The organism is Rummeliibacillus sp. BSL5, assembly GCF_052928305.1.
Genome location: NZ_JAVGCV010000001.1, coordinates 166,704 through 186,972, shown reverse-complemented (window position 1 = coordinate 186,972; position 20,269 = coordinate 166,704). Strand labels below are relative to the sequence as shown.

23 protein-coding genes, 1 tRNA gene and 1 pseudogene are annotated in these 20,269 nt (G+C 36.7%); 1 reads left to right on the top strand and 24 read right to left on the bottom strand.

What is annotated here, in order from left to right; translation table 11 throughout:
• Positions 1-207: 207 nt before the first annotated feature.
• From RCJ93_RS00965 to RCJ93_RS00880, 18 genes and pseudogenes are all read right to left on the bottom strand, one after another.
• On the bottom strand, positions 208-357 hold the full coding sequence (locus tag RCJ93_RS00965; protein ID WP_446738936.1) for a DUF4279 domain-containing protein: 150 nt from the start codon (positions 355-357) through the stop codon (positions 208-210).
• 5 nt (positions 358-362) lie between these two features.
• A pseudogene (locus tag RCJ93_RS00960) lies at positions 363-527 on the bottom strand (DUF4279 domain-containing protein); the annotation flags it as partial.
• A 460-nt stretch (positions 528-987) separates the two neighbouring features.
• Entirely contained in the window at positions 988-2,019 is a 1,032-nt protein-coding gene (locus RCJ93_RS00955) for an alpha/beta fold hydrolase (RefSeq protein WP_446738152.1), read from the bottom strand.
• A gap of 433 nt (positions 2,020-2,452) precedes the next feature.
• Positions 2,453-3,127: a response regulator transcription factor gene (locus tag RCJ93_RS00950; RefSeq protein ID WP_446738151.1), complete on the bottom strand. Its 675-nt coding sequence runs from the start codon at positions 3,125-3,127 to the stop codon at positions 2,453-2,455.
• A complete protein-coding gene (locus RCJ93_RS00945) occupies positions 3,124-4,308 on the bottom strand; it encodes a sensor histidine kinase (protein WP_446738150.1) in 1,185 nt (394 codons plus the stop codon). The genes RCJ93_RS00950 and RCJ93_RS00945 overlap by 4 nt, the downstream gene beginning before the upstream one ends.
• Positions 4,309-4,798: 490 nt before the next feature.
• Positions 4,799-5,281: a YjdJ family protein gene (locus RCJ93_RS00940; protein WP_446738149.1), complete on the bottom strand. Its 483-nt coding sequence runs from the start codon at positions 5,279-5,281 to the stop codon at positions 4,799-4,801.
• 136 nt (positions 5,282-5,417) lie between these two features.
• On the bottom strand, positions 5,418-6,332 hold the full coding sequence (locus tag RCJ93_RS00935) for an anti sigma factor C-terminal domain-containing protein (protein ID WP_446738148.1): 915 nt from the start codon (positions 6,330-6,332) through the stop codon (positions 5,418-5,420).
• Positions 6,325-6,828, bottom strand: coding sequence for an RNA polymerase sigma factor (locus RCJ93_RS00930; RefSeq protein ID WP_446738147.1), 504 nt, complete (start codon positions 6,826-6,828; stop codon positions 6,325-6,327). Before RCJ93_RS00930 ends, RCJ93_RS00935 begins: the two co-directional genes overlap by 8 nt.
• A gap of 233 nt (positions 6,829-7,061) precedes the next feature.
• A tRNA-Arg gene (locus tag RCJ93_RS00925) sits at positions 7,062-7,135 on the bottom strand.
• 69 nt (positions 7,136-7,204) lie between these two features.
• Positions 7,205-7,705 (bottom strand): metallophosphoesterase, encoded by a 501-nt coding sequence (locus RCJ93_RS00920; protein WP_446738146.1) that lies wholly within the window; start codon positions 7,703-7,705, stop codon positions 7,205-7,207.
• 15 nt (positions 7,706-7,720) lie between these two features.
• Positions 7,721-8,314 carry an XTP/dITP diphosphatase gene (locus RCJ93_RS00915; RefSeq protein WP_446738145.1) on the bottom strand — a complete coding sequence of 198 codons (594 nt, stop codon included), beginning with the start codon at positions 8,312-8,314 and terminating at the stop codon, positions 7,721-7,723.
• 81 nt (positions 8,315-8,395) lie between these two features.
• Positions 8,396-9,190 carry a glutamate racemase gene (gene racE, locus RCJ93_RS00910; protein WP_251647088.1) on the bottom strand — a complete coding sequence of 265 codons (795 nt, stop codon included), beginning with the start codon at positions 9,188-9,190 and terminating at the stop codon, positions 8,396-8,398.
• Position 9,191: 1 nt separating this feature from the next.
• Entirely contained in the window at positions 9,192-9,659 is a 468-nt protein-coding gene (locus RCJ93_RS00905) for a MarR family winged helix-turn-helix transcriptional regulator (RefSeq protein ID WP_066788665.1), read from the bottom strand.
• 75 nt (positions 9,660-9,734) lie between these two features.
• Positions 9,735-9,953 carry a helix-turn-helix domain-containing protein gene (locus RCJ93_RS00900; protein WP_066788667.1) on the bottom strand — a complete coding sequence of 73 codons (219 nt, stop codon included), beginning with the start codon at positions 9,951-9,953 and terminating at the stop codon, positions 9,735-9,737.
• Between the two features lie 84 nt (positions 9,954-10,037).
• A complete protein-coding gene (locus tag RCJ93_RS00895; protein ID WP_150284759.1) occupies positions 10,038-10,478 on the bottom strand; it encodes an acyl-CoA thioesterase in 441 nt (146 codons plus the stop codon).
• A gap of 189 nt (positions 10,479-10,667) precedes the next feature.
• Entirely contained in the window at positions 10,668-11,441 is a 774-nt protein-coding gene (sdhB, locus tag RCJ93_RS00890) for a succinate dehydrogenase iron-sulfur subunit (RefSeq protein WP_066788675.1), read from the bottom strand.
• A gap of 2 nt (positions 11,442-11,443) precedes the next feature.
• Positions 11,444-13,195 carry a succinate dehydrogenase flavoprotein subunit gene (gene sdhA / locus RCJ93_RS00885; RefSeq protein ID WP_066788678.1) on the bottom strand — a complete coding sequence of 584 codons (1,752 nt, stop codon included), beginning with the start codon at positions 13,193-13,195 and terminating at the stop codon, positions 11,444-11,446.
• Positions 13,196-13,256: 61 nt separating this feature from the next.
• The gene (locus tag RCJ93_RS00880) at positions 13,257-13,865 is read right to left on the bottom strand and encodes a succinate dehydrogenase cytochrome b558 subunit (protein WP_066788680.1); all 609 of its coding nucleotides are present in this window, start codon (positions 13,863-13,865) and stop codon (positions 13,257-13,259) included.
• 274 nt (positions 13,866-14,139) lie between these two features.
• Between RCJ93_RS00880 and RCJ93_RS00875 the strand changes: the two genes are divergently transcribed.
• On the top strand, positions 14,140-14,562 hold the full coding sequence (locus tag RCJ93_RS00875; protein ID WP_446738144.1) for a DUF2507 domain-containing protein: 423 nt from the start codon (positions 14,140-14,142) through the stop codon (positions 14,560-14,562).
• A gap of 55 nt (positions 14,563-14,617) precedes the next feature.
• Here RCJ93_RS00875 and uvrC read toward each other — a convergent pair whose 3' ends face one another.
• From uvrC to RCJ93_RS00845, 6 genes are all read right to left on the bottom strand, one after another.
• Positions 14,618-16,417, bottom strand: coding sequence for an excinuclease ABC subunit UvrC (gene uvrC, locus RCJ93_RS00870; protein ID WP_446738143.1), 1,800 nt, complete (start codon positions 16,415-16,417; stop codon positions 14,618-14,620).
• Positions 16,418-16,486: 69 nt separating this feature from the next.
• A complete protein-coding gene (gene trxA / locus RCJ93_RS00865; protein WP_150284761.1) occupies positions 16,487-16,801 on the bottom strand; it encodes a thioredoxin in 315 nt (104 codons plus the stop codon).
• Between the two features lie 160 nt (positions 16,802-16,961).
• On the bottom strand, positions 16,962-17,939 hold the full coding sequence (locus RCJ93_RS00860; protein WP_066788695.1) for an electron transfer flavoprotein subunit alpha/FixB family protein: 978 nt from the start codon (positions 17,937-17,939) through the stop codon (positions 16,962-16,964).
• A gap of 30 nt (positions 17,940-17,969) precedes the next feature.
• On the bottom strand, positions 17,970-18,743 hold the full coding sequence (locus RCJ93_RS00855) for an electron transfer flavoprotein subunit beta/FixA family protein (protein ID WP_150284763.1): 774 nt from the start codon (positions 18,741-18,743) through the stop codon (positions 17,970-17,972).
• Between the two features lie 21 nt (positions 18,744-18,764).
• Positions 18,765-19,538 carry an enoyl-CoA hydratase gene (locus RCJ93_RS00850; RefSeq protein ID WP_249774552.1) on the bottom strand — a complete coding sequence of 258 codons (774 nt, stop codon included), beginning with the start codon at positions 19,536-19,538 and terminating at the stop codon, positions 18,765-18,767.
• A 60-nt stretch (positions 19,539-19,598) separates the two neighbouring features.
• The gene (locus RCJ93_RS00845) at positions 19,599-20,183 is read right to left on the bottom strand and encodes a TetR/AcrR family transcriptional regulator (RefSeq protein WP_066788700.1); all 585 of its coding nucleotides are present in this window, start codon (positions 20,181-20,183) and stop codon (positions 19,599-19,601) included.
• Between the last annotated feature and the right edge of the window lie 86 nt (positions 20,184-20,269).

Genomic DNA, 20,269 nt, shown 5'->3' with positions numbered 1-20,269 from the left:
CTAAATAATCTATTTACATACAGTTTTTAGGGAAGTGGTAATTTCCCTCATATGCTGAAGATATTTAATCAGTGTTGGGTGGCTCGCACTATCATACCTTACTAGCTATCCATGAAAAAATATGTACTTTCAGAAGCAGGATGATTCTATTTTATTAAATAAGTAATATTCCTCCCTCTTATCTCCTTTTAACTTAACAATATACTTCTAAAAAACGTACATATCAAATTCAATTTCACAGTCAACATCGGATAAAAATTTTAGAATCTTTTTATTTAAACAAATTCCTGGTGCTTCTTCATTTGTAATATTGATAACTACTGAAATTTTAATATCCGCATTATTTTCTTCTTTAATTTTAATTATTCATTTTCTTTCCCTCTAAAAATAGCCATGACTTTCTCTATTTCTTCCACAACATAAAAAGTTTCCTTGTATCCAGTATCTATTTCCCAATAATCCTCTTTGTAAAATACTTTTGGATTACTTGTAGGCTCTCCTTTATGATAACAAAGTGTTGGAGTTGTATTTAAATCCTTAGATTTTTTCTATATTAATTGATTTTGAATATAGCAAACTCTACCGAATCATGTGTCTTTTCCAATCTAATTTCCCCTTGAGTTTTCTAATTTAATTTTCATAAGTATCTATAGGCGTACATTTCCATTCCTCTGCTTGGGGTTCAATTCAATATCATCACTTCGACTTGAAAGAACTTCATAAGCGTGATTCTTCAAAATTTATCTCAATCTTTGAGGAACTTCTCGATGAATGAATCAGTGTAAAAGTATTTATAAAAGCTCCTTTCCCTTTCGAATTCTGTCTTATTTTTTAAAAACAAAAATACTTCAAACCGATTTATATCAAGGTTTGAAGCATCTTCTTATTGGTTCAAACTTTTGCTATCTAACCCTTCGACGTCCCTCTATATTACATTAAAGCTGCAGTTCTTCAAACTTTCTTTCAAGGTAATAAAAACTACCCTAATTATTTTAAAAATGTATCACACATCCATTTATAAAATTTTTCCTTCTCTTCATACTGTGGATAATGCGCTGATTGCTCAAAAGTAATAAATTCTTTCTTGTTGGCTTCAATCATATTAAAATATTTTTTCGCCTCATTTGTTGTAGTCATATAATCATATTTGCCCATAATAAAATAAACCGGTATTTCAAGTTTCGTTACGTTAGTAGGTAATGAATTTTTTAATATGTCCTCTAACAAAGACTTCTGAGAATAGGCCAACCCCCGATTATAACGGATTAGGTCTAATAAGTTATACTCACTACTGAGTAATATACCTAAGTTATCTCCATCGGGGTTATCAATGACTCTTACACTCCCGCCATATTTAATAACATAATTCCGTGGGGTAAACATCTCGCCATTTTTAATTTTTTCAGTTAACCCTCGTAAATATAAAACATCATCCTTATTACCAGCTTTTTGAGCCTGCTTAATAATGTAGTTTAAACTTTCAATCTCGCTTTCTGCTTGATTACTCATTTGTCCAACTCCAATATATGCTTCATACTTCTCAGGAGACTTATGAGCAGCCTGCATGCCAATATATGTACCATAAGAATGACCAATTAGTATTACTTTTTCTTTGCCTAACCGTTCTGATATATAATCCGTCAAAGCCATTAAGTCCTCCACCAGTAAGTCTGACGAAAGATTAGAATAGTCCTCAAAAAAATGATAAGATTTCCCGCTTGCTCGCTGATCATAATTAACAACCGTAAATTTAGTTTCCAGTAAGTCTTGGTATTTTTTTGCATATGGTATTTCCGGGCATCCAGGTCCTCCATGTACAAGAACAATAACAGGATTATCCTTATCAGTGCCTCGAATCATTATTTCATGATTACTTCCGTTTATCTCTACTTGTTCTAATACACTTATACTCTTATCACCTTTTATATGCGAAGTCCAAGTAGGGAAAAAAAGTGCTATAATTAGCCCCATTAAAATTAAGGCTCCAATATATTTTATTAGTTTCTTCACGATTTTCATCTGTTATACCCTTTCTTCACATTTTTTTGTAAGTTGAATTGTCGAATCTTTATTTTCTTTATTTACGTCTTCTCTAACTTCATCCAGAATGCATACCGTATTGATATGAGCATACCTTTGATCTCTATTATTAATTTCATTTCCAGACGTGTTGATTAACTTATTTTTACCATTAATATAAAAGTAGGAATATGATTTCCCTAATAGACATGCTTGTTTCATTTCATATTTCTACTCTAACAGATAAAAGGTCATATACTGTAGTGTCAATAAGTCATTAATAAGTCATAACTACTTTGAGAAAATGACTAATTATGACTTAAGATTTTTTGAATGGTCGACTTCCTTATGAATTGCCAATGAAATTACAGTTAGTTGCAATAAAAAAAGAGTGAAGACAAAGTTAATTTCACTTTGTCCACACTCTCTTACTTCAATGTTTATAATCTTCTATAAGACTCTCTTCCATTGCTTTCATAATAGCTGAAGATCTGTTTTTAACATTTAATTTCGAATAAATGTTAGAGACATAATTTTTCACAGTTCCTACTGAAAGAAACATCTTTTCTGAAATGTCTTTATTGGATAATCTCTGAGTTAAACATTTTAATACTTTTAATTCTTGATTATTTAATTCATATGGGTTTTTCATAGAATTATGGTCAAGTTGTTTCGATTGTTCGTTTTTAGTTAATTGGATCTGACTAAACACTTCTTTTGCTAATTGTTGAGGAATGAGAGAACCTCCGTGATACACCATCTTAATTCCCTGAACCAAAAATTCAGGATCAACAGCCTTTAATATGTAACCCTCTGCACCAGCATTTAAGGCATTTAAAACGTGTGTAACATCTTGAAAAGTAGTAAGTATAATAATTTTTATATTGGGCCATCGTTTTTTAATTTCTTCTGTCGCTTTTACACCATCCATCACCGGCATTTGTATATCCATTAGAAGAATATCAATATTCTCCATTTCACATAAAGCAATGGCCTTCTCTCCATTTTCCGCAGTTCCAATAATCTTAATGTCAGAAATGCTTTCTATCACAATTTTTAAGCTCTTTCTTAAAATCTCTTGATCTTCGACGATTGCCGCTTTTATCATGATAATGCCACTTCCTTTGCCGTAGGTATATGACACGTTATCCTCATACCAGCATTCAATTTCGAATAAAATTCCACTGTACCTGCCAATGCCGATATTCGATCTTTCATTGAACGTAAGCCAAACCCTAAATGTAATTCACTAAAACCTATTCCATTATCTTCAATGAGAACAATCAATTCATCTTGATTAAAAGAAATAGTTACATTAATAATGGTAGCCTGCCCATGTTTTTTTGCATTTGTAAGACCTTCTTGTATACAACGAATAATGGCAAACTTTACCCTTTCGCCGACTTTGGTCTCTTCTCCTTCTACTATCAGTTTTATATCCGTTGATGTATGTTTCATAAAATCAACAATCAATTCTTGCACAGATTCAATAAGTGTTTGATGAGACACGGGGGACATCTGGTGAATTGTCTTTCTCACATCTTGCAATCCTTCTCGTGCTAAATCCGAAATCTCTTTTATACTTTTTTCTGCTTCTAATTTATCTGCCCGATATAGAAAAGGAAGAGCATCTAAACTCGTTATGACTGAGGTGAAAATATGGCCTACTGTATCATGCAAATCTTGTGAAACTCGATTTCGTTCTTCCTTAATCGTCAGTTCCTCAATCTTTTTTGAGTAATATTCCAACTCCTCGTTTTTTTCCTCAATGGAAGCAATTAACGTTTTATTTGCGTTATTGACAAGTGTCATCCTTCCTAAACATAACCCGATACCATAAAAAATAGTTGTATCAATGACGCGAGCAAAGAAACCCTCATCAGCGAAGAGATCACCAGCCAATGTACCAGCAAAAAAAATAGAAGTATATAAGAAAGGTCCTAACCAAATTAACGGCTTCACTTGACAAGCATAAGCTACAGTAAGCATAGGCCAGAATAGAAAACTGTAAGTCTCTGATATTTCATATTGGATCGATAGGTAAATAAAAGCTGAACCTGTTAGCAATACCTCAGCAAATACATACTTAGGAAATTTTATAAACCCAGGCCTATAAAAGAGGTGGGGTATTATGTATAAACTAATAGCCCAAAAAAGTAAAATCCACTTGTTCAAGCCTGTCGTACCTATGACTATCAAGTAGCCAATATTCGTTATCCATATGGTACGTATAAGAAATAGAACATAGTCCAACCAACACCATTTTCTCTGCTCCTTAATTGCATTCATACTTTTATATCCCCCAACCTCTGCGTCTATACCATTATTCCTAAAATCCCTTGCCATTCTCATTCATATATTTGTATGTTATGTTACCTCCAAGAGAGAAGCCTGTATAGCTTTTCTTTAAAATCCCAGACATGATTGCATCTTTTAGTATGTACTTCAATTTAAAATTTTACCTAAATTTTAACACAAATTCATTAATTTATTCTAAGGCGTTATTCAATTAAATGGCCCGATTGTTAAACAAAAGTTAAACCAGCAATAAAAATATTAAAGCAGCAAATTCTGAAAGTGAAAAAACATCCAAAACGTAAATCAGTTAGTTTTCCATTCAGAAAACTCTCTACCGTACTTAAAAGTTGGGAAATCTTTTTCATTTTATTGCTATTCTTCCTTAGCATTCTACTTACTTCTTCACAATTTCTTAGTATTCTTTTTATTATTTCGGGCTTTTCTCTGACATTTGTAAAATTCATATGGGTTACCTTACTATCTAATCGTGTTTAGTTTGTAATATCTTTCGAATTAGGAGGAAGTAAATTATTGCTGCACATCCTATACACAAAAAACCACTCACTAATAAAACAAACAAATGAATTTTTCCACCTATGGTTGGAGAATTATAAATTAAATAACTAAGGAAAAATAATCCTCCACTTAAAATGAATAAATAAGATGAAAACCATTTATGCCTTTCTCTTAAGAAATAATATCCAATTAGAATAAGCAAATATAAACTGCTTATTGTCATAATAACTGGATAAGTGGGTTGGTATTTTATAGCATAAATAAAATAGTCTAATTGTGATATATCGCTACCTCTATGTACTTCTCCATTTAATAATTGAGAGAATGGGGTTGAATACTTCCATTCCCAGGGATTTTCAATAATTGCGCTACCCTCATACCATGCAACAATAGTAGACAAAAATAATAAGATAATGGTCATACCAAACTGAATGAAAAATCTTAGCAAATAAAATCACCCTTCAATATCCTTTTTATATAGTTTTCGTCACATTTGATTTTCTTTACTTCTTCCTCTAACTATTTCGTTAGAGAAAAAAAGAATTGAACTTAAGTTATATTGACTTTTAATCTAGCACTTACTATTAATAAGGTATGATGACACCTACACTCACATGATTTACCGAATCTTTTTTAATTAACGGCAACAAATCTTGGACCTTTCCTGTTACAATGACACCACTAACCAAAACAGCGCCTTTTTGTCGGATTGATTTTAAAACTGGTTTTACATGAGTATCTTTTTCATCTTCTTTAGACAAATTTGATAATCTCACCCTGAAGTTTTCTACGTCTTTTTCTAACCCTTCGATCCCTTTTTTAGGAGCTGTAATTGTAAAACCATATGCGTAGTCACCTATTACATACCTAGGCATTATTGATATATCTGCATCCGGGTTTTGAACCCACGCCCATTGTGCAGTTGGAAATTGATTTATCATTTGATGGGTACTCATTTCTTCCTTAAATGAAATAGCTAATTCCACAATGTTTGATAATGGTAAAGACTTTAGAAATCCCCTGTCATCCTCTGTCTTTTTCCCGCCGGGTAGATAAAAATTAACCACTCTTTGTCCATTTCGATAATATTGTTGCTCATTATTTGAAGATGCTGTTATTTCATTATTATAAATAGTTGTTGGAGAATCGTAGATTTTAAACCAAGTTTGTTCGTTATACCATGTGTACGGAATTCCAGCAACATCTTTTACATATTGGTCTTGATTAATAGAAGAATCTAAATTATAACTAGTTGTAGATTTATCATAACCTATATTCGCACCATAAACTTCGCTTTGGTCCCTTTTCACTGAAAGATATTCCGACATTGAACGCTGCATTTGATAATGCGCAATAATAAAAATAAACCCTATAACTAATAAGACACCTATCGTAACTATTGTGGATATAATAATTGTCTTCTTTAATGATTTCCTTTTAGCTTTTTTTATAAGTGGTTGGAACCCATCATTCTTATTAAAAATAGAATCTTTATCCAAAACGTTGAACCTCCTCCATCACTTTTCTAACTTTCTTTTTTGCTCTGACTAACATTGTTTTAATTGATTTATCTGTAGTACCATAAATAATAGCTATATCCTTTAAGGTCAATTCTCCACAATATTTGAGGAGCAAAAGTTCCGCATCTTTTTGTGGTATTTTACCTAGACACTCTGACAGCATTGTATGTAATTCATTTTTTATCATTATATCCTCTGGTGTTGTCCAATCTAATAAATCTTCTATCTTAACGGAATTCACATATTTATCTTTATACTTACGCTTCCTTAAGCTATCGTAATATTTATTGATTGCAACTCTGAAAAGCCACGCATCAATATAATCTCCCTGGATTGTATCCAAATATTGGACAAACTGAATAGCAGTTTCCTGAATAATATCTTCCGCATCCTCTTTGATAGCCCCCATTTTAATTAAAAGAAAATATACAGCTTTCAATTTTTTATTTATGTACATTCCTAATTGTTCATCCATAACCACCCTCCTAAATAATTAACGAATGAGTTTCTAAAAAGTAAACAATACATAAAACAATTCATAAAAAAGATAGCCTTCTTTTAAGACTATCCGATAACTTGCCATATTTTTTTATCGGAGCATCCGCCTGATTATAGAGATTTCTCTTTCCTGACTGAATCCATCCATGACCAAAACTCTAAAAACAAAAAAACCCTTGCAGCGCAAGGGTTCTAAAGAATACAATATTACGTCCCAGGAGAGATTCGAACTCCCGACCGTACGCTTAGAAGGCGTATGCTCTATCCGGCTGAGCTACTGGGACAAGTTGTCTTCATGAAGTATTATCATGAGGACAATATTTATTATAGCAGGATTAGAGAATAAGTCAACGCTAAATTACTAAATTTTTTTCTACAATAATTTGTTTCTCTTCTGTATAAAAGGAAACAGACCAACTATTGCCAGTCTTTTCGATTATCGCATAGCTTTTTTCTTTACGGCCTCTTGGCAGCAAAAGGCTTCCTGGATTGACATAAAGGATTTCATCAACCAGTTCTACACCTAGGATATGGGAATGACCGAACAGCACTACATCTGCTCCAACTTCTCTCGCTCGGAATGACAAGGCGTTTAAACCTGATTTGACGCCAAACAAATGGCCATGTGTCATAAAAATAGTCTCACCGTTTATTTCTTTGATGACTTCAGTCGGAAAATTCACATCATAATCACAGTTGCCTCTGACTTTATACACATCTTTCAGCTCTGGCGCATCAAACGGAAGCTCACTGTCACCGCAATGAAAGATGGCATCAACATCTAAGTTTTGTTTCTTCACTTCTTGTATTATAGCTGCATCGCCATGTGTATCGCTCATAACCAATATTTTCATAGGTGCTTCACTCCCCTATTGGAGCCAAGTAGGCAAATCACTTGCAAGCTTGCGGATTGCATTGCCGCGATGTGATAAACTACCTTTTTCTGCCGGCGTCATTTCTGCCATCGTTTTTTCTTTTTCTGGCACATAAAAAATAGGGTCATATCCAAAGCCTTGATTGCCTCGTCTTTCAGTCAAAATCACACCTTCACACGTACCTTTCACTGTTTCTGTCGGCACATCTGGACCTGCGATAGCTAGGCAGCATGTAAAACGGGCTGTGCGATCTTCTGTAGGAACGCCTTCTAAATTCCGAAGGGCCTTATCCATATTTGCTTCGTCATCATGGTCTCCTGCATAACGTGCTGAATAAACGCCTGGTTCGCCGTGTAGAGCATCTATTTCAAGGCCGCTATCATCTGCTATAACATAGGTATGTAATCGATTAGCGACTGTCTCAGCTTTTAATACGGCGTTTTCCTCGAATGTACTCCCTGTTTCTTCGATTTCCATGTCAGGTGCCACATCGAATAATGTTAGTACTTCAAACCCTAATGGCTCAAAAATGGCTTCAAAGTCTTTTGCTTTTCCTTTGTTTTTTGTTGCAATAATAATTTGTTTCATTATGTACGCCCCTTTCTTCTCTAGGTTATTTTAGCATGTTTCCAATTGAAAAGCCCGAAACATGATGTCTCGGGCTTAGCACTATAGTTGTATTCGTTTGACTTGCAAATCTTTTAAGGGTAACCAACTACTTGCGATGGACTGAAAAATAGGTACCGAACCTGTTGTATAGAAAAGATGCTTAGGTGGGTGTTCATCCATTCTTTCAATATGCAGAAACTCAAGTGTTTCTTTCACATGCTTTGCAGTTTCTTCTGCAGAAGATACCACATGCACTTCTTCTCCAACTACTTTTTCAATCAATTCTTGAATAATTGGATAATGTGTACAACCTAAAATCATTGTATCAAACCGACTATTTTTCAATGGAGCTAGTGTTTCTTCTACTAGATTCCGTGCAAACTCACCCTGATATTGGCCGCTTTCCACAAGCGGCACAAGCCTTGGACAAGCAAGCGCTGTGATAGAGCTAGAAGAATTCAACGAATATATTGCATTTTCGTATGCTCCACTTTTTACTGTGCCAGGTGTAGCAATAACCGCGATACTGCGTGTCTTTGTCGCTTTAATCGCCGCCTTAGCTCCTGCATTGATTACACCAATGACAGGGAAGGGACAACGTTTTTGTAAGCCTTCTAAAGCAACAGCTGTAATCGTATTACAAGCAATGACAAGCATTTTGATATCCATTTTCGAAAGCTTCTCGACAATTTGGTTTGTAAATTCGATGACTTGCTCTTTAGATCTTGTTCCATAAGGACAGCGCGCAGTGTCGCCTAAATAAATAATCGACTCATTTGGCAAATAGCGCAGCATTTCTTTGACAACGGTTAGCCCACCTACTCCTGAATCAATAACTCCGATGGGAGCATTCACTTTAACCGCCTCTATCCTGGTTCATTTCTTCGTATAATTTACTTAACAATATTGATAGAGATTGAACCTGGTCACTAGAAAAGTCTTTTACTAGGTCTGCCAAATAATTTTGGCGTTGTTCAATTACTTCTTCAATAATGCGCTCTCCTTCTTCAAGCAAATGGATACAAACGACACGACGATCTTGAGTATCTCGAATACGCTGCACAAGCGCATTTTTTTCCATACGATCTACTAAATCGGTCGTTGTACTGAACGCTAAATACATTTTATTCGAAAGATCTCCGATTGTCATGTCACCTAACTCATGAAGCCATTGTAGAGCGATAAACTGTGGTGGGGTAATTGTATAATTACTTAATATTTCTCTGCCTCTTTGCTTAATTAGAGCAGCAATGTGGCGCAGATTCTTTTCTAATAATGCAATCTGTTCATTTGTTTGAAATTGTTGTGGCTCTTGGTTCGACATGTAGTTTATCCACTCCTCAAAAGGATTACTTATTCCTATTGTGAAGTTTTTTTAGGAAAATGGCAAGTATCCTTTTTAGTCTAGCGAAAACTCTCCTAATCTTATGAGTTCAAGCATTGCTTGAGCACGACTAGATACACCCAATTTTTGGATGGTGTTGGAAATATGGTTTCGTACTGTTTTCTCGCTGATGCCCAGCTCTTTGGCAATTTCCTTTGTAGCATAGTCCTTCATTAATAGAAGAAAAATTTCGTGTTCTCTTTTCGTTAATATTGAATGATGAAAACGACTCATTCCGGGCGCCCCTCCAATCCCCTCACATTGTAACTTATGTAGGGACATGGTTAGCTGTGACGGCATTTCAAGGGCTATTTGACTTTATCGTGTTAGCTTTGTCAATTGTTCTTCTTGCCAACGGACAGATTTACCTGTTTTAGCACTTATTTGTACCATTGCGCCGCGGCCGCCAAAGCAAATCTCGTCTTTTTCATTTACCGCTAAATAGTGTATATCCATGGAAGACGCGCCCATGTCTGCAATCTTGGCATAGACTTTCAACTGTTCTCCGAAATAAACTTGCTTTACAAAATCGCATTGCAAATCTGCTACTACAGGTATCGTTTCACCATTATTTAACCATTCTTGCATTAATCCTAACGATTTTAGGTAATCAATCCTCGCTTGCTCGAAATAAACGAACGGGACAGTGTTATTCATATGGCCATATAAATCTGTCTCTGAAAAGCGTACCTCAATCGGTACATAAAAAGTAAAATCTTCTTTCCAATTTTCGATATTGTTTATGTAGCTTTTTAACATTGGCAATTCCCCCTCTGTAAAGAAAAAATGAATAGCTATTCATTAATTATACAGAACATGTAACTCAAAATCTATTACTATCCATAGTTGTAAACTTTTTAGTAAATATCGTAGCATTATGAATCTCAAAATAAAGATAAAAAACTCCGCACAATGAATATTGTACGGAGCTTCTATCATTCTTAAAAACTAGTCCACCATGTGGTCAGAACCAAAGAAGTTTCTGAACATTTGAACTGTAGTGTCACGGTTAAGTGCTGCAATTGATGTAGTCAAAGGAATACCTTTTGGACATGCAACTACACAGTTTTGAGCATTACCACAGCTAGCAAGTCCACCATCGCCCATGATTGCGTTTAGGCGTTCGTCTTTGTTCATCGCACCAGTTGGGTGTGAGTTGAATAAACGAACTTGAGATAGTGGTGCAGGGCCGATAAAGTCTGAATGGCTGTTTACATTCGGACAAGACTCTAAGCAGACACCGCAAGTCATACATTTAGATAATTCATATGCCCATTCACGTTTACGTTCTGGCATACGAGGACCTTCGCCTAGGTCATAAGAACCATCAATTGGAACCCATGCTTTGACTTTTTTCAATGAATCAAACATGCGGCTACGGTCAATTTGCAAGTCGCGGATGATAGGGAAAGTACTCATTGGTTGTAATTTAATTGGTTGTGTCAATTGATCAACCAATGATGAACATGATTGGCGTGGACGTCCATTAATTACCATTGAACAAGCGCCACATACTTCTTCAAGACAGTTCATGTCCCAAGAAACAGGTGTTGTTTGTTTGCCGTCAGTCGTTACAGGATTTTCCCGAATTGCCATCAATACAGAGATTACATTCATGTTTGGACGATAAGGAACACGGAATTTTTCCCAGTAAGGGTTAGAGTCCGCATTGTCTTGTCGTTGAACTTCAACTTCAACAAATTTTTGCGCTTCGTTACCCATTATTAGTGACTTCCTTTCGCATAGTTACGTTCGCGAGGTTTGATTAGTGAAACATCAACTTCTTCGTAGCTAATTTTTGGATCAAATGAAGGCGTGAATTCAGCAATTGTTGTTTTAAGGAAGTTTGCATCATCACGAGTAGGGAAATCAGGTTTATAGTGAGCCCCACGTGATTCGTCACGAAGCAAAGCACCTTTTGTAATAACATTTGCAAGTGCAAGCATGTTTTTCAATTGGCGAGTGAATTGAACACCTTGGTTTGACCATTTTGATGTATCGTTAATATTAATGTTGTTATAACGTTCTTTTAGTTCTTGTAATTTTACAAGAGTTTTTTCAAGCTTGTCGTTGTAACGAACAACTGTTACGTTTTCTGTCATTACTTCTCCAAGTTCTTTGTGAAGTAAGTAAGCATTTTCAGTACCATCTAGACGAAGTACTTCATCCCATTTCTCTTGTTCTTCTTTTACTGCGCTATCAAATAGAGAAGATGGTAGGTCTTCAACATGTTTGTCAAGTCCACGGATGTACTCAACTGCATTTGGACCAGCTACGCTACCGCCATAAATAGCAGATAATAGTGAGTTTGCGCCAAGACGGTTTGCACCGTGTTGAGAGTAATCACATTCTCCAGCTGCAAATACGCCAGGAATAGTTGTATGTTGATCGTAATCTACCCATAATCCGCCCATTGAATAGTGAACAGCAGGGAAAATTTTCATCGGTACTTTATGTGGGTCATCACCAACGAATTTTTGATAAATTTCGATGATGCCACCAAGTTTAACATCTAATTCATGAGGGTCTTTGTGAGAAAGGTCAAGGTATACAACATTTTCTCCGTTAACACCTAATTTTTGATTAATACATACGTCAAAGATTTCACGTGTTGCAATATCACGTGGTACTAAGTTTCCGTATGCAGGATATTTTTCTTCTAAGAAGTACCAAGGTTTACCGTCTTTATAAGTCCAGATACGACCGCCTTCACCACGAGCAGATTCAGACATTAGACGTAATTTGTCATCGCCTGGGATTGCTGTTGGGTGAATTTGAATCATTTCACCGTTAGCGTATTTTGCGCCTTGTTGGTAAACGATAGATGCAGCAGAACCTGTGTTAATCATTGAGTTTGTTGATTTACCGAAGATGATACCAGGACCACCACTAGCCATGATTACAGCGTCAGAACGGAATGCTCTGATTTCATGTGTAGTAAGGTCTTGTGCTTTAATACCTTTACAAACGCCTTCATCGTCAAGAACTAAGCCAAGGAATTCCCAGCCTTCATACTTAGTCACTAGTCCTTCTACTTCCCAACGACGAACTTGTTCATCAAGTGCGTAAAGAAGTTGTTGACCAGTAGTCGCACCAGCAAATGCTGTTCGGTGATGTTGTGTACCGCCGAAACGTCGGAAATCTAGTAAACCTTCTGGGGTACGGTTAAACATAACGCCCATACGGTCAAATAAGTGGATAATGCCAGGTGCAGCGTCACACATTGCTTTTACAGGTGGTTGGTTTGCTAAGAAGTCCCCACCATACACTGTATCATCAAAGTGAATCCAAGGTGAGTCACCTTCACCTTTTGTATTAACGGCACCATTAATTCCGCCTTGCGCACAAACAGAGTGTGAGCGTTTTACCGGAACTAACGAGAATAATTCAACTTCAGTGCCCATTTCGGCAGCTTTCATAGTAGCCATTAAGCCGGCCAAACCGCCACCAACGACGATCAATTTGCTTTTAGCCATGTTTTTCTCACTCCTCGTTCAAATAGTAATCAAGCGCTTTCACGTCTATCAGTCTATCACCTTATGCAAATGCAAATAGAGCTGAAATGCCGATTACAGATAACACTACAAAGAAAATCATTGTGATATAAGTTGCAATTCGTTGAGATCTTGGAGATTGTGTAATTCCCCAGCTTACTAAGAATGACCAAATACCATTCGCTAAGTGGAATGTAGCTGAAATAATACCTAATGCATAGAATGCTACCATGAATGGGTTAGATAGTACTTTAACCATCATATCATAGTCTACTTCAGTGCCAAGCGCCTTTTGAATACGTGTTTGGAAGATATGCCATGCAATAAAGATTACTAGGATAACCCCTGTAATACGTTGTAACATGAACATCCAGTTACGGAATGTGCCAAAACGTTGGTTATTTGGTTTAGCAGTGAACGCAATGTACACACCATAGAATGCATGGAACATTAATGGAATGTAAATTATGAACCACTCTAGGAACCATAAGAATGGAAGATTCCCCATGAAATCACTAGCTTTGTTGAATGATTCTTCACCGTTTGTAGCTTGGAAGTTTACTAACAAGTGTTGCGTCACAAAAATCCCTACTGGAATGATTCCAAGAAGAGAATGCAGACGACGCCAATAAAACTCTCGATCTTTCGACAAGACTGTTACCCCCCTCAGTACTGGAAACGAAGACTGTCAATTTTTCGCCACTAGATTGTAACGGACATTCTATTGACTGCTTGTTTCATAATGGTACAATATTATGACAAGTTTATTGTACTCTCATCCCTCATAAGCGTCAAGGTAACAAAGCTATTTTCAAATGTTGCGATAAGACATATTATTCTAGAAAAGATACATAATTTCTCTTCTATAACCAAGGCTTCTTTTTAATCAAAAAACCGTTAAAAAATATAAGAAAGAAGGAATTGCCATGCCTACCGAAACAAATAAAGAAGAAGTCACTCAGTTTGGCTATGAACTCATCCGTGACCATGTACTTTCCTCTATTTTGGGAAAGAATGAAGAAGATATCCTTTACTGGTGCGGAAAAGAGTTGGCCCGTAAGTTCCCAGCGACCGATTTAGACCAAGTTCCGGTCTTTTTTAAAGAAGCTGGCTGGGGGGACTTGACAATCGACAAGCTGTCAAAAGATGAAGCATTTTGTACATTGGCAGGAACAGATGAACACTTAAAGTTCAACCAACGTTGTTTCCGTCTTGAAGCAGGATTCTTAGCCCAAAGCCAACAACAAGCATGTGGCTTCCTTACAGAGTGTGCGGAAGAAATCAAACCCAAACAAACCCATGTTAAATTTCACATTAAATGGGACTTGAAGGATCCTATTGAGGGATGATTACAGATCTCTAACATTTATAAGTACTATTAAAAAAGTAGATAAGCTCGCTTATCTACTTTTTGTTATTTAAGGATTTCTCTTTCTCTGCAAAAAAGTCTACGATTACCTGTGCTAGTTTCTCAGGTACCTTCGCTTCTCGCAAAGCTTCAATATCTGCTTCTTTAATCTTTTTAATCGACCCAAAGTGTTTCAATAATTGTTGTTTCCTTTTGGGCCCGACACCTGGAATTTCATCTAAGATAGAAGTAATGGCATTTTTCTCATGCAATGATCGATGGAAGGTAATAGCGAATCGGTGTACTTCATCTTGGATACGCTGCAATAGATAGAAAGCCTCGCTTGTACGCTTTAGCGGAATGATTTCAGGCGGATTGCCGTAAAGCAATTGGGAAGTTTGGTGTTTATCATCCTTTGCAAGACCTGCAATTGGAATATCTAAACCTAGCTCATCTTCTAATATGCTTCTGGCTATCTCCATTTGCCCTTTGCCTCCGTCTGTAACAAGCAAATCCGGCAGCGGCAAACCCTCTTTCAAAACACGTGAGTATCGTCTACGGATTACTTCTTTCATTGCACCATAATCATCATGGGCGTTTGCACTTTGAATCTTGAATTTGCGGTATTCTTTTTTATTCGGCTTACCATCAATAAACACAACCATGGCGGATACAGTATCGGCTCCAAAAATATGAGAGTTATCAAATGCTTCAATGCGTAATGGGGTTGTGATATTCATTGCATTGCCAAGTTCCTCACATGCACCAATTGTTCGTTGTTCTTGCCTTTCAATCAGCTGGAATTTTTCACTGATAGCAATTTGCGCATTCTTAGATGCCAAATCAACCAACTCTTTTTTATTTCCTTTTTGAGGGATCAGTACTTTTGCCTCTAGTACTTCTTGAAGTATATCTCCATCCACACCCTTTGGCAGTAAGACTTCTTTCGGTTGTATATGCTCATTCTTTTCATAGAATTGACCTACAAATGTTAAGAATTCTTCCTCAGGCTCCCCATATGTCGGAAAAAGAGAAACATCTCTTTCTATCAGCTTGCCCTGTCTTACAAAGAAGACTTGAACACAAATCCAGCCTTTATCAACAGCAAAGCCAAAAACATCACGATTTGTAAAATCGTTAGTTGTGATTTTTTGTTTTTCCATTACCGCTTCAATATGGGCGATTTGATCACGATATTCTTTCGCACGCTCAAAATCCAATTTCTCAGAAGCAGCAATCATTTTTTGCTCTAGGTCTTTTTTTACTGCATTATGCCCACCGTTCAAAAAATTAGTGATTTCAGCAGTCATCTGCCGATATGTCTCTTTTTCGATATCCTTTACACAAGGTGCTAGGCATTGTCCTAAGTGATAGTACAGACATACACGGTTAGGCATATTTTGGCATTTTCGATAGGGATAAAGACGATCCAGCAGCTTCTTTGTCTCAGTAGCTGCATAAGCATTAGGATAGGGGCCAAAATACTTACCCTTATCCTTTTTGACCTTTCTTACGATTAGCAAGCGCGGATTTTTTTCATTGGTTATTTTAATATATGGATAGGTTTTATCGTCCTTTAACATAATGTTATATTTAGGATCGTGCAATTTAATTAGATTTAACTCTAAAATAAAAGCTTCTTTATTGGAGGAAGTAACAATATACTCAAAGTCTTCAATCTCACTTACAAGTCGTTGCGTTTTACCATTATGAGAACCTGTAAAGTACGAACGAACTCTATTTTTCAATACTTTCGCCTTACCTACATAAATTATGGTCCCTTGCCTGTCCTTCATTAAATAACAGCCTGGCTGGTCAGGTAAAATAGCTAATTTTTGTTTAATTAAATCATTCATTTGTATCACCTCTAAAAAAAACCGGGTGCCTAATAGTAGGACCCGGGTTTGTTTATAGAACAGAAAGAATTAAGCGTGTTTGTTGATTAATTCCGCTAATGCTTCTTTTGGTTGGAACCCAACAGTTTTATCAACCGGTTGACCGTCTTTAAATAAAACAAGTGTTGGGATTGACATAATACCAAATTGGCTAGCAGTTTCTTGGTTTTGGTCAACATCCACTTTTACAATTGTTGCTTTGTCATCTAATTCTTGGTCCAATTCTTCTAAAACAGGAGCGATCATTTTACAAGGTCCGCACCATGTTGCCCAGAAGTCTACTAAAACTAAACCTTTTGAAATATCATTTGAGAATGTTGCGTCTGTTGAATGTACAATTGCCATGTTACATTTCCTCCTTAAATGGTATGTATCGGTAGTGTAGCATAAAGAAACTAGACAAAGCGAAAATTCTGCTCATTTATTTCACTTGGTCTTTATTTAATTGCTGCCACACTTCCATTTTAAAAGAAAAGCTCTGCTTCGTGGCAGAGCTTTCAACTTATTATGCATTCACTAAAATGGTTTTAAATTCTTCAATTAGCATTGGCACCACTTCGAACAAGTCGCCTACAATACCGTAATCTGCTACTTTGAAGATATTTGCTTCTGGATCTTTATTGATTGCTACGATAATTTTGGAGTTTGACATTCCTGCAAGATGTTGAATTGCTCCTGAGATACCGCATGCAATATATAAATCAGGTGTTACAACCTTACCTGTTTGGCCGATTTGCAATGAATAATCACAGTAATCAGCATCACAAGCACCACGTGAAGCACCAACTGCTCCGCCTAATAGTGTAGCAAGTTCCTGCAATGGCTTAAAGCCTTCTTCACTCTTTACACCGCGTCCGCCTGCAATAATGACTTTCGCTTCTGATAAGTCTACGCCCTCAGATGCTTTGCGTACCACTTCTTTGATTACTGTACGCAAATTTGTGATATCTACTGCTTGGCTTGAAACTTCCCCAGTGCGAGATTCATCTTTTTCTAATGGAGCAATATTGTTTGGACGAATTGTTATAAATAGGACGCCTTCTTTAACTTTTACTTTCTCAAATGCTTTACCAGAGTAGATCGGGCGGATAAATACAGCATCTTCGCCTTCTCCTTCGATTTTAGTTACATCAGAGATTAAGCCGCTTTGTAATTTACTCGCAATTTTTGGCGATAAATCCTTGCCTAGTGCCGTATGGCCAAAAACAATTGCTTCCGGTTGTTCAGCATCTACACAAGCCATAAATGCTTGGCTGAAACCATCTGAAGTATATTGTTTTAGATGAGGGTGTTCCACAGTAATAACACGATCAGCGCCATACTGAATCATTTCAGCACTCACGTTTTCTACTGAGTCGCCGATTAAAACGCCTACAACTTCTCCACCATCCGCAATTGTTTTCCCTGCTGCAATCGCTTCAAATGAAACATTTCTTAAAGATCCTTCACGTACTTCGCCTAATACTAATACTTTTTTTGACATATGTTTTCCTCCTCCGCAATAAATCGTAGCTTAGATTACTTTTGCTTCTGTATGAAGTAGTTGAACTAGTTCTTTTACTTGGTCTTTTAATTCACCTTGCAAAACACGACCCGCTTCTTTTTCGGCAGGTAAGAAGATTTCGACTGTTTCTGTTTTTGCTTCTACATCATCTTCATCAATATCTAAATCATCTAATTCTAATTCTTCTAGAGGTTTTTTCTTTGCCTTCATAATTCCTGGCAAAGAAGGATAGCGTGGTTCGTTCAAACCTTGTTGTGCTGTAACTAATAATGGCAATGTTGTTTCGATGACTTCTGAATCTCCTTCAACATCACGTACAATTTTGACTGTGTCGCTATCAATCTCAAGATTAGTAATAGTAGTTACATAGTTAATGCCAAGAAGTTCAGCTAGACGTGGCCCCACTTGTCCTGATCCACCATCAATTGCTACATTACCACCTAAAATAAGGTCAGCATCTTTGTCTTTTAAGTATTCAGCTAAAATATGTGCGACAGAATATTGATCTAAATCTTCTACGTCATCCTCTGTATTAATTAACACAGCTTTATCTGCACCCATTGCAAGAGCTGTACGAAGTTGTTTTTCAGCATCTTCTCCACCAATTGTTACGACTGTAACTTCTCCGCCTTGTGCATCACGTACTTGGATTGCTTCTTCAATTGCGTATTCATCATACGGATTGATGATGAATTCTGCCCCATCTTCTTGAATTGCTCCACCATTTAAAACAATTTTTTCCTCTGTGTCAAAAGTTCTTTTTACTAATACATAAATATTCATAGTACTTACCCCCTAATACTTTTATTGTCCCTTAAAAACAGGTTCCCTTTTTTCGATGAATGCAGCGATTCCCTCTTTTGCATCTTGTGTGGTGAAAATATGCGCAAACCCTTCCGCCTCTTTTTGGACGCCTTCATAAAATTGAGCAGTTTTAGAAAATTGCAACATTTCTATAGCCACTTTTAAAGCAATTGGGCTCTTCTTCGCTATTTTCTTTGCAGTTTTAAGCGACTCTTCTAGTAATTGCTCTTCTGAAAATGCCAGATTCGCCAAGCCCCATTTCACTGCTTCTTCTCCAGTAATTGGATTGCTAGTGAACATCATTTCAGCTGCTTTTGCTGCACCTACATATCTAGGTAAGCGTTGCGTACCACCAAAGCCAGGAATTAACCCAAGCTGTAGCTCTGGCAATCCTAGCTTAGCTGTATCGCTCACATAGCGGAAATGACAGCTCATCGCAAGCTCCAAACCACCGCCTAGTGCTGCACCATGTATTGCGGCAATCACAGGCTTTGAAAAATTTTCAAGTCTTTCAAAGACTTCTTGCCCTCTCGCCGACATCGTTTGAAATTCTTCGCCGGAAGATACTTCTGTAAATTCCTTAATATCAGCTCCAGCCGAAAAGAATCTACCTTCTCCATGCAGCAAGATGACACGTACACTCGCATCATTTTCAACTGCATTAAGAAGCTCATCTACCTCTTCAATTAACCCCCGGGAGAGCGCGTTTGCTGGCGGTCGATTAATTGCGGTAACCGCAACGCCTTCTTCCACCTTATAACTTAGATATTGCATTCTCCAAATCCTCCTTTGTTTTCCCTATGTATGTGGCAAAATAGTGTATTTTGCCTCTGTTTATTGCGTCTGAATGCCCTTTAACAGTATTTCATGCACCCGTGGCGCCATTTCAACAAGGTCATATTTTTGATCTTTCATAACCCATGTTGTGGACACCTCATCAACTGTACCGAAAATTACTTGCCTAACTAACCGCAAATCCATATCTTCTATAAATTCACCTGCTTGGATACCCCTTTGCAATATATCATCCAGCAAGTCTAGATACTCTTTTAATATGTGGTTAATTTTGAGGCGTAAGTCTTTGTTGGATTGGCGTAGCTCTAATTGCGTAACTACTGCCAAATGATGATCTTCCGATAAAACTTTAAAATGCCCTTCTATCATCCTTGCCAACATTTCCTGGGCTGTTATGCTTTCTTGAATAATTACTTTTAAATTTTCCACAAAGACAGACATCTTTTCACTGAAAACAGAAATGAGGATATCTTCTTTGTTCTTAAAGTATAAATAAATTGTTCCATCTGCAACGCCTGCCTGCTTAGCAATCTTGGAAACTTGCGCTTGGTGATAACCGTTTTCCGCAATCACTATGACAGCAGCATCAATAATTTGTCTGTATTTTGGTTTGTCTTTCTTCAAATCAATCACCACCGCGTAATTATGAAAATATGAATGACTATTCATTCATATTTTCATATTATATTCAATCGCGTGGATTGTCAAGA

What these genes read in the sequence shown, in the direction of transcription:
- RCJ93_RS00875 (WP_446738144.1), top strand. Translation starts at nt 14,140, where the DNA reads ATGCCTACCGAAACAAATAAAGAAGAAGTCACTCAGTTTGGCTATGAA.
- RCJ93_RS00850 (WP_249774552.1), bottom strand. Translation starts at nt 19,538, where the DNA reads ATGCAATATCTAAGTTATAAGGTGGAAGAAGGCGTTGCGGTTACCGCA.
- sdhA (WP_066788678.1), bottom strand. Translation starts at nt 13,195, where the DNA reads ATGGCTAAAAGCAAATTGATCGTCGTTGGTGGCGGTTTGGCCGGCTTA.
- RCJ93_RS00905 (WP_066788665.1), bottom strand. Translation starts at nt 9,659, where the DNA reads ATGTCGAACCAAGAGCCACAACAATTTCAAACAAATGAACAGATTGCA.
- RCJ93_RS00955 (WP_446738152.1), bottom strand. Translation starts at nt 2,019, where the DNA reads ATGAAAATCGTGAAGAAACTAATAAAATATATTGGAGCCTTAATTTTA.
- RCJ93_RS00920 (WP_446738146.1), bottom strand. Translation starts at nt 7,705, where the DNA reads ATGAAAATATTGGTTATGAGCGATACACATGGCGATGCAGCTATAATA.
- RCJ93_RS00855 (WP_150284763.1), bottom strand. Translation starts at nt 18,743, where the DNA reads ATGAATATTTATGTATTAGTAAAAAGAACTTTTGACACAGAGGAAAAA.
- uvrC (WP_446738143.1), bottom strand. Translation starts at nt 16,417, where the DNA reads ATGAATGATTTAATTAAACAAAAATTAGCTATTTTACCTGACCAGCCA.
- RCJ93_RS00900 (WP_066788667.1), bottom strand. Translation starts at nt 9,953, where the DNA reads ATGAGTCGTTTTCATCATTCAATATTAACGAAAAGAGAACACGAAATT.
- RCJ93_RS00860 (WP_066788695.1), bottom strand. Translation starts at nt 17,939, where the DNA reads ATGTCAAAAAAAGTATTAGTATTAGGCGAAGTACGTGAAGGATCTTTA.
- RCJ93_RS00895 (WP_150284759.1), bottom strand. Translation starts at nt 10,478, where the DNA reads ATGTTAAAAAGCTACATAAACAATATCGAAAATTGGAAAGAAGATTTT.
- RCJ93_RS00945 (WP_446738150.1), bottom strand. Translation starts at nt 4,308, where the DNA reads ATGAATGCAATTAAGGAGCAGAGAAAATGGTGTTGGTTGGACTATGTT.
- RCJ93_RS00930 (WP_446738147.1), bottom strand. Translation starts at nt 6,828, where the DNA reads ATGGATGAACAATTAGGAATGTACATAAATAAAAAATTGAAAGCTGTA.
- trxA (WP_150284761.1), bottom strand. Translation starts at nt 16,801, where the DNA reads ATGGCAATTGTACATTCAACAGACGCAACATTCTCAAATGATATTTCA.
- sdhB (WP_066788675.1), bottom strand. Translation starts at nt 11,441, where the DNA reads ATGGGTAACGAAGCGCAAAAATTTGTTGAAGTTGAAGTTCAACGACAA.
- RCJ93_RS00915 (WP_446738145.1), bottom strand. Translation starts at nt 8,314, where the DNA reads ATGAAACAAATTATTATTGCAACAAAAAACAAAGGAAAAGCAAAAGAC.
- RCJ93_RS00950 (WP_446738151.1), bottom strand. Translation starts at nt 3,127, where the DNA reads ATGATAAAAGCGGCAATCGTCGAAGATCAAGAGATTTTAAGAAAGAGC.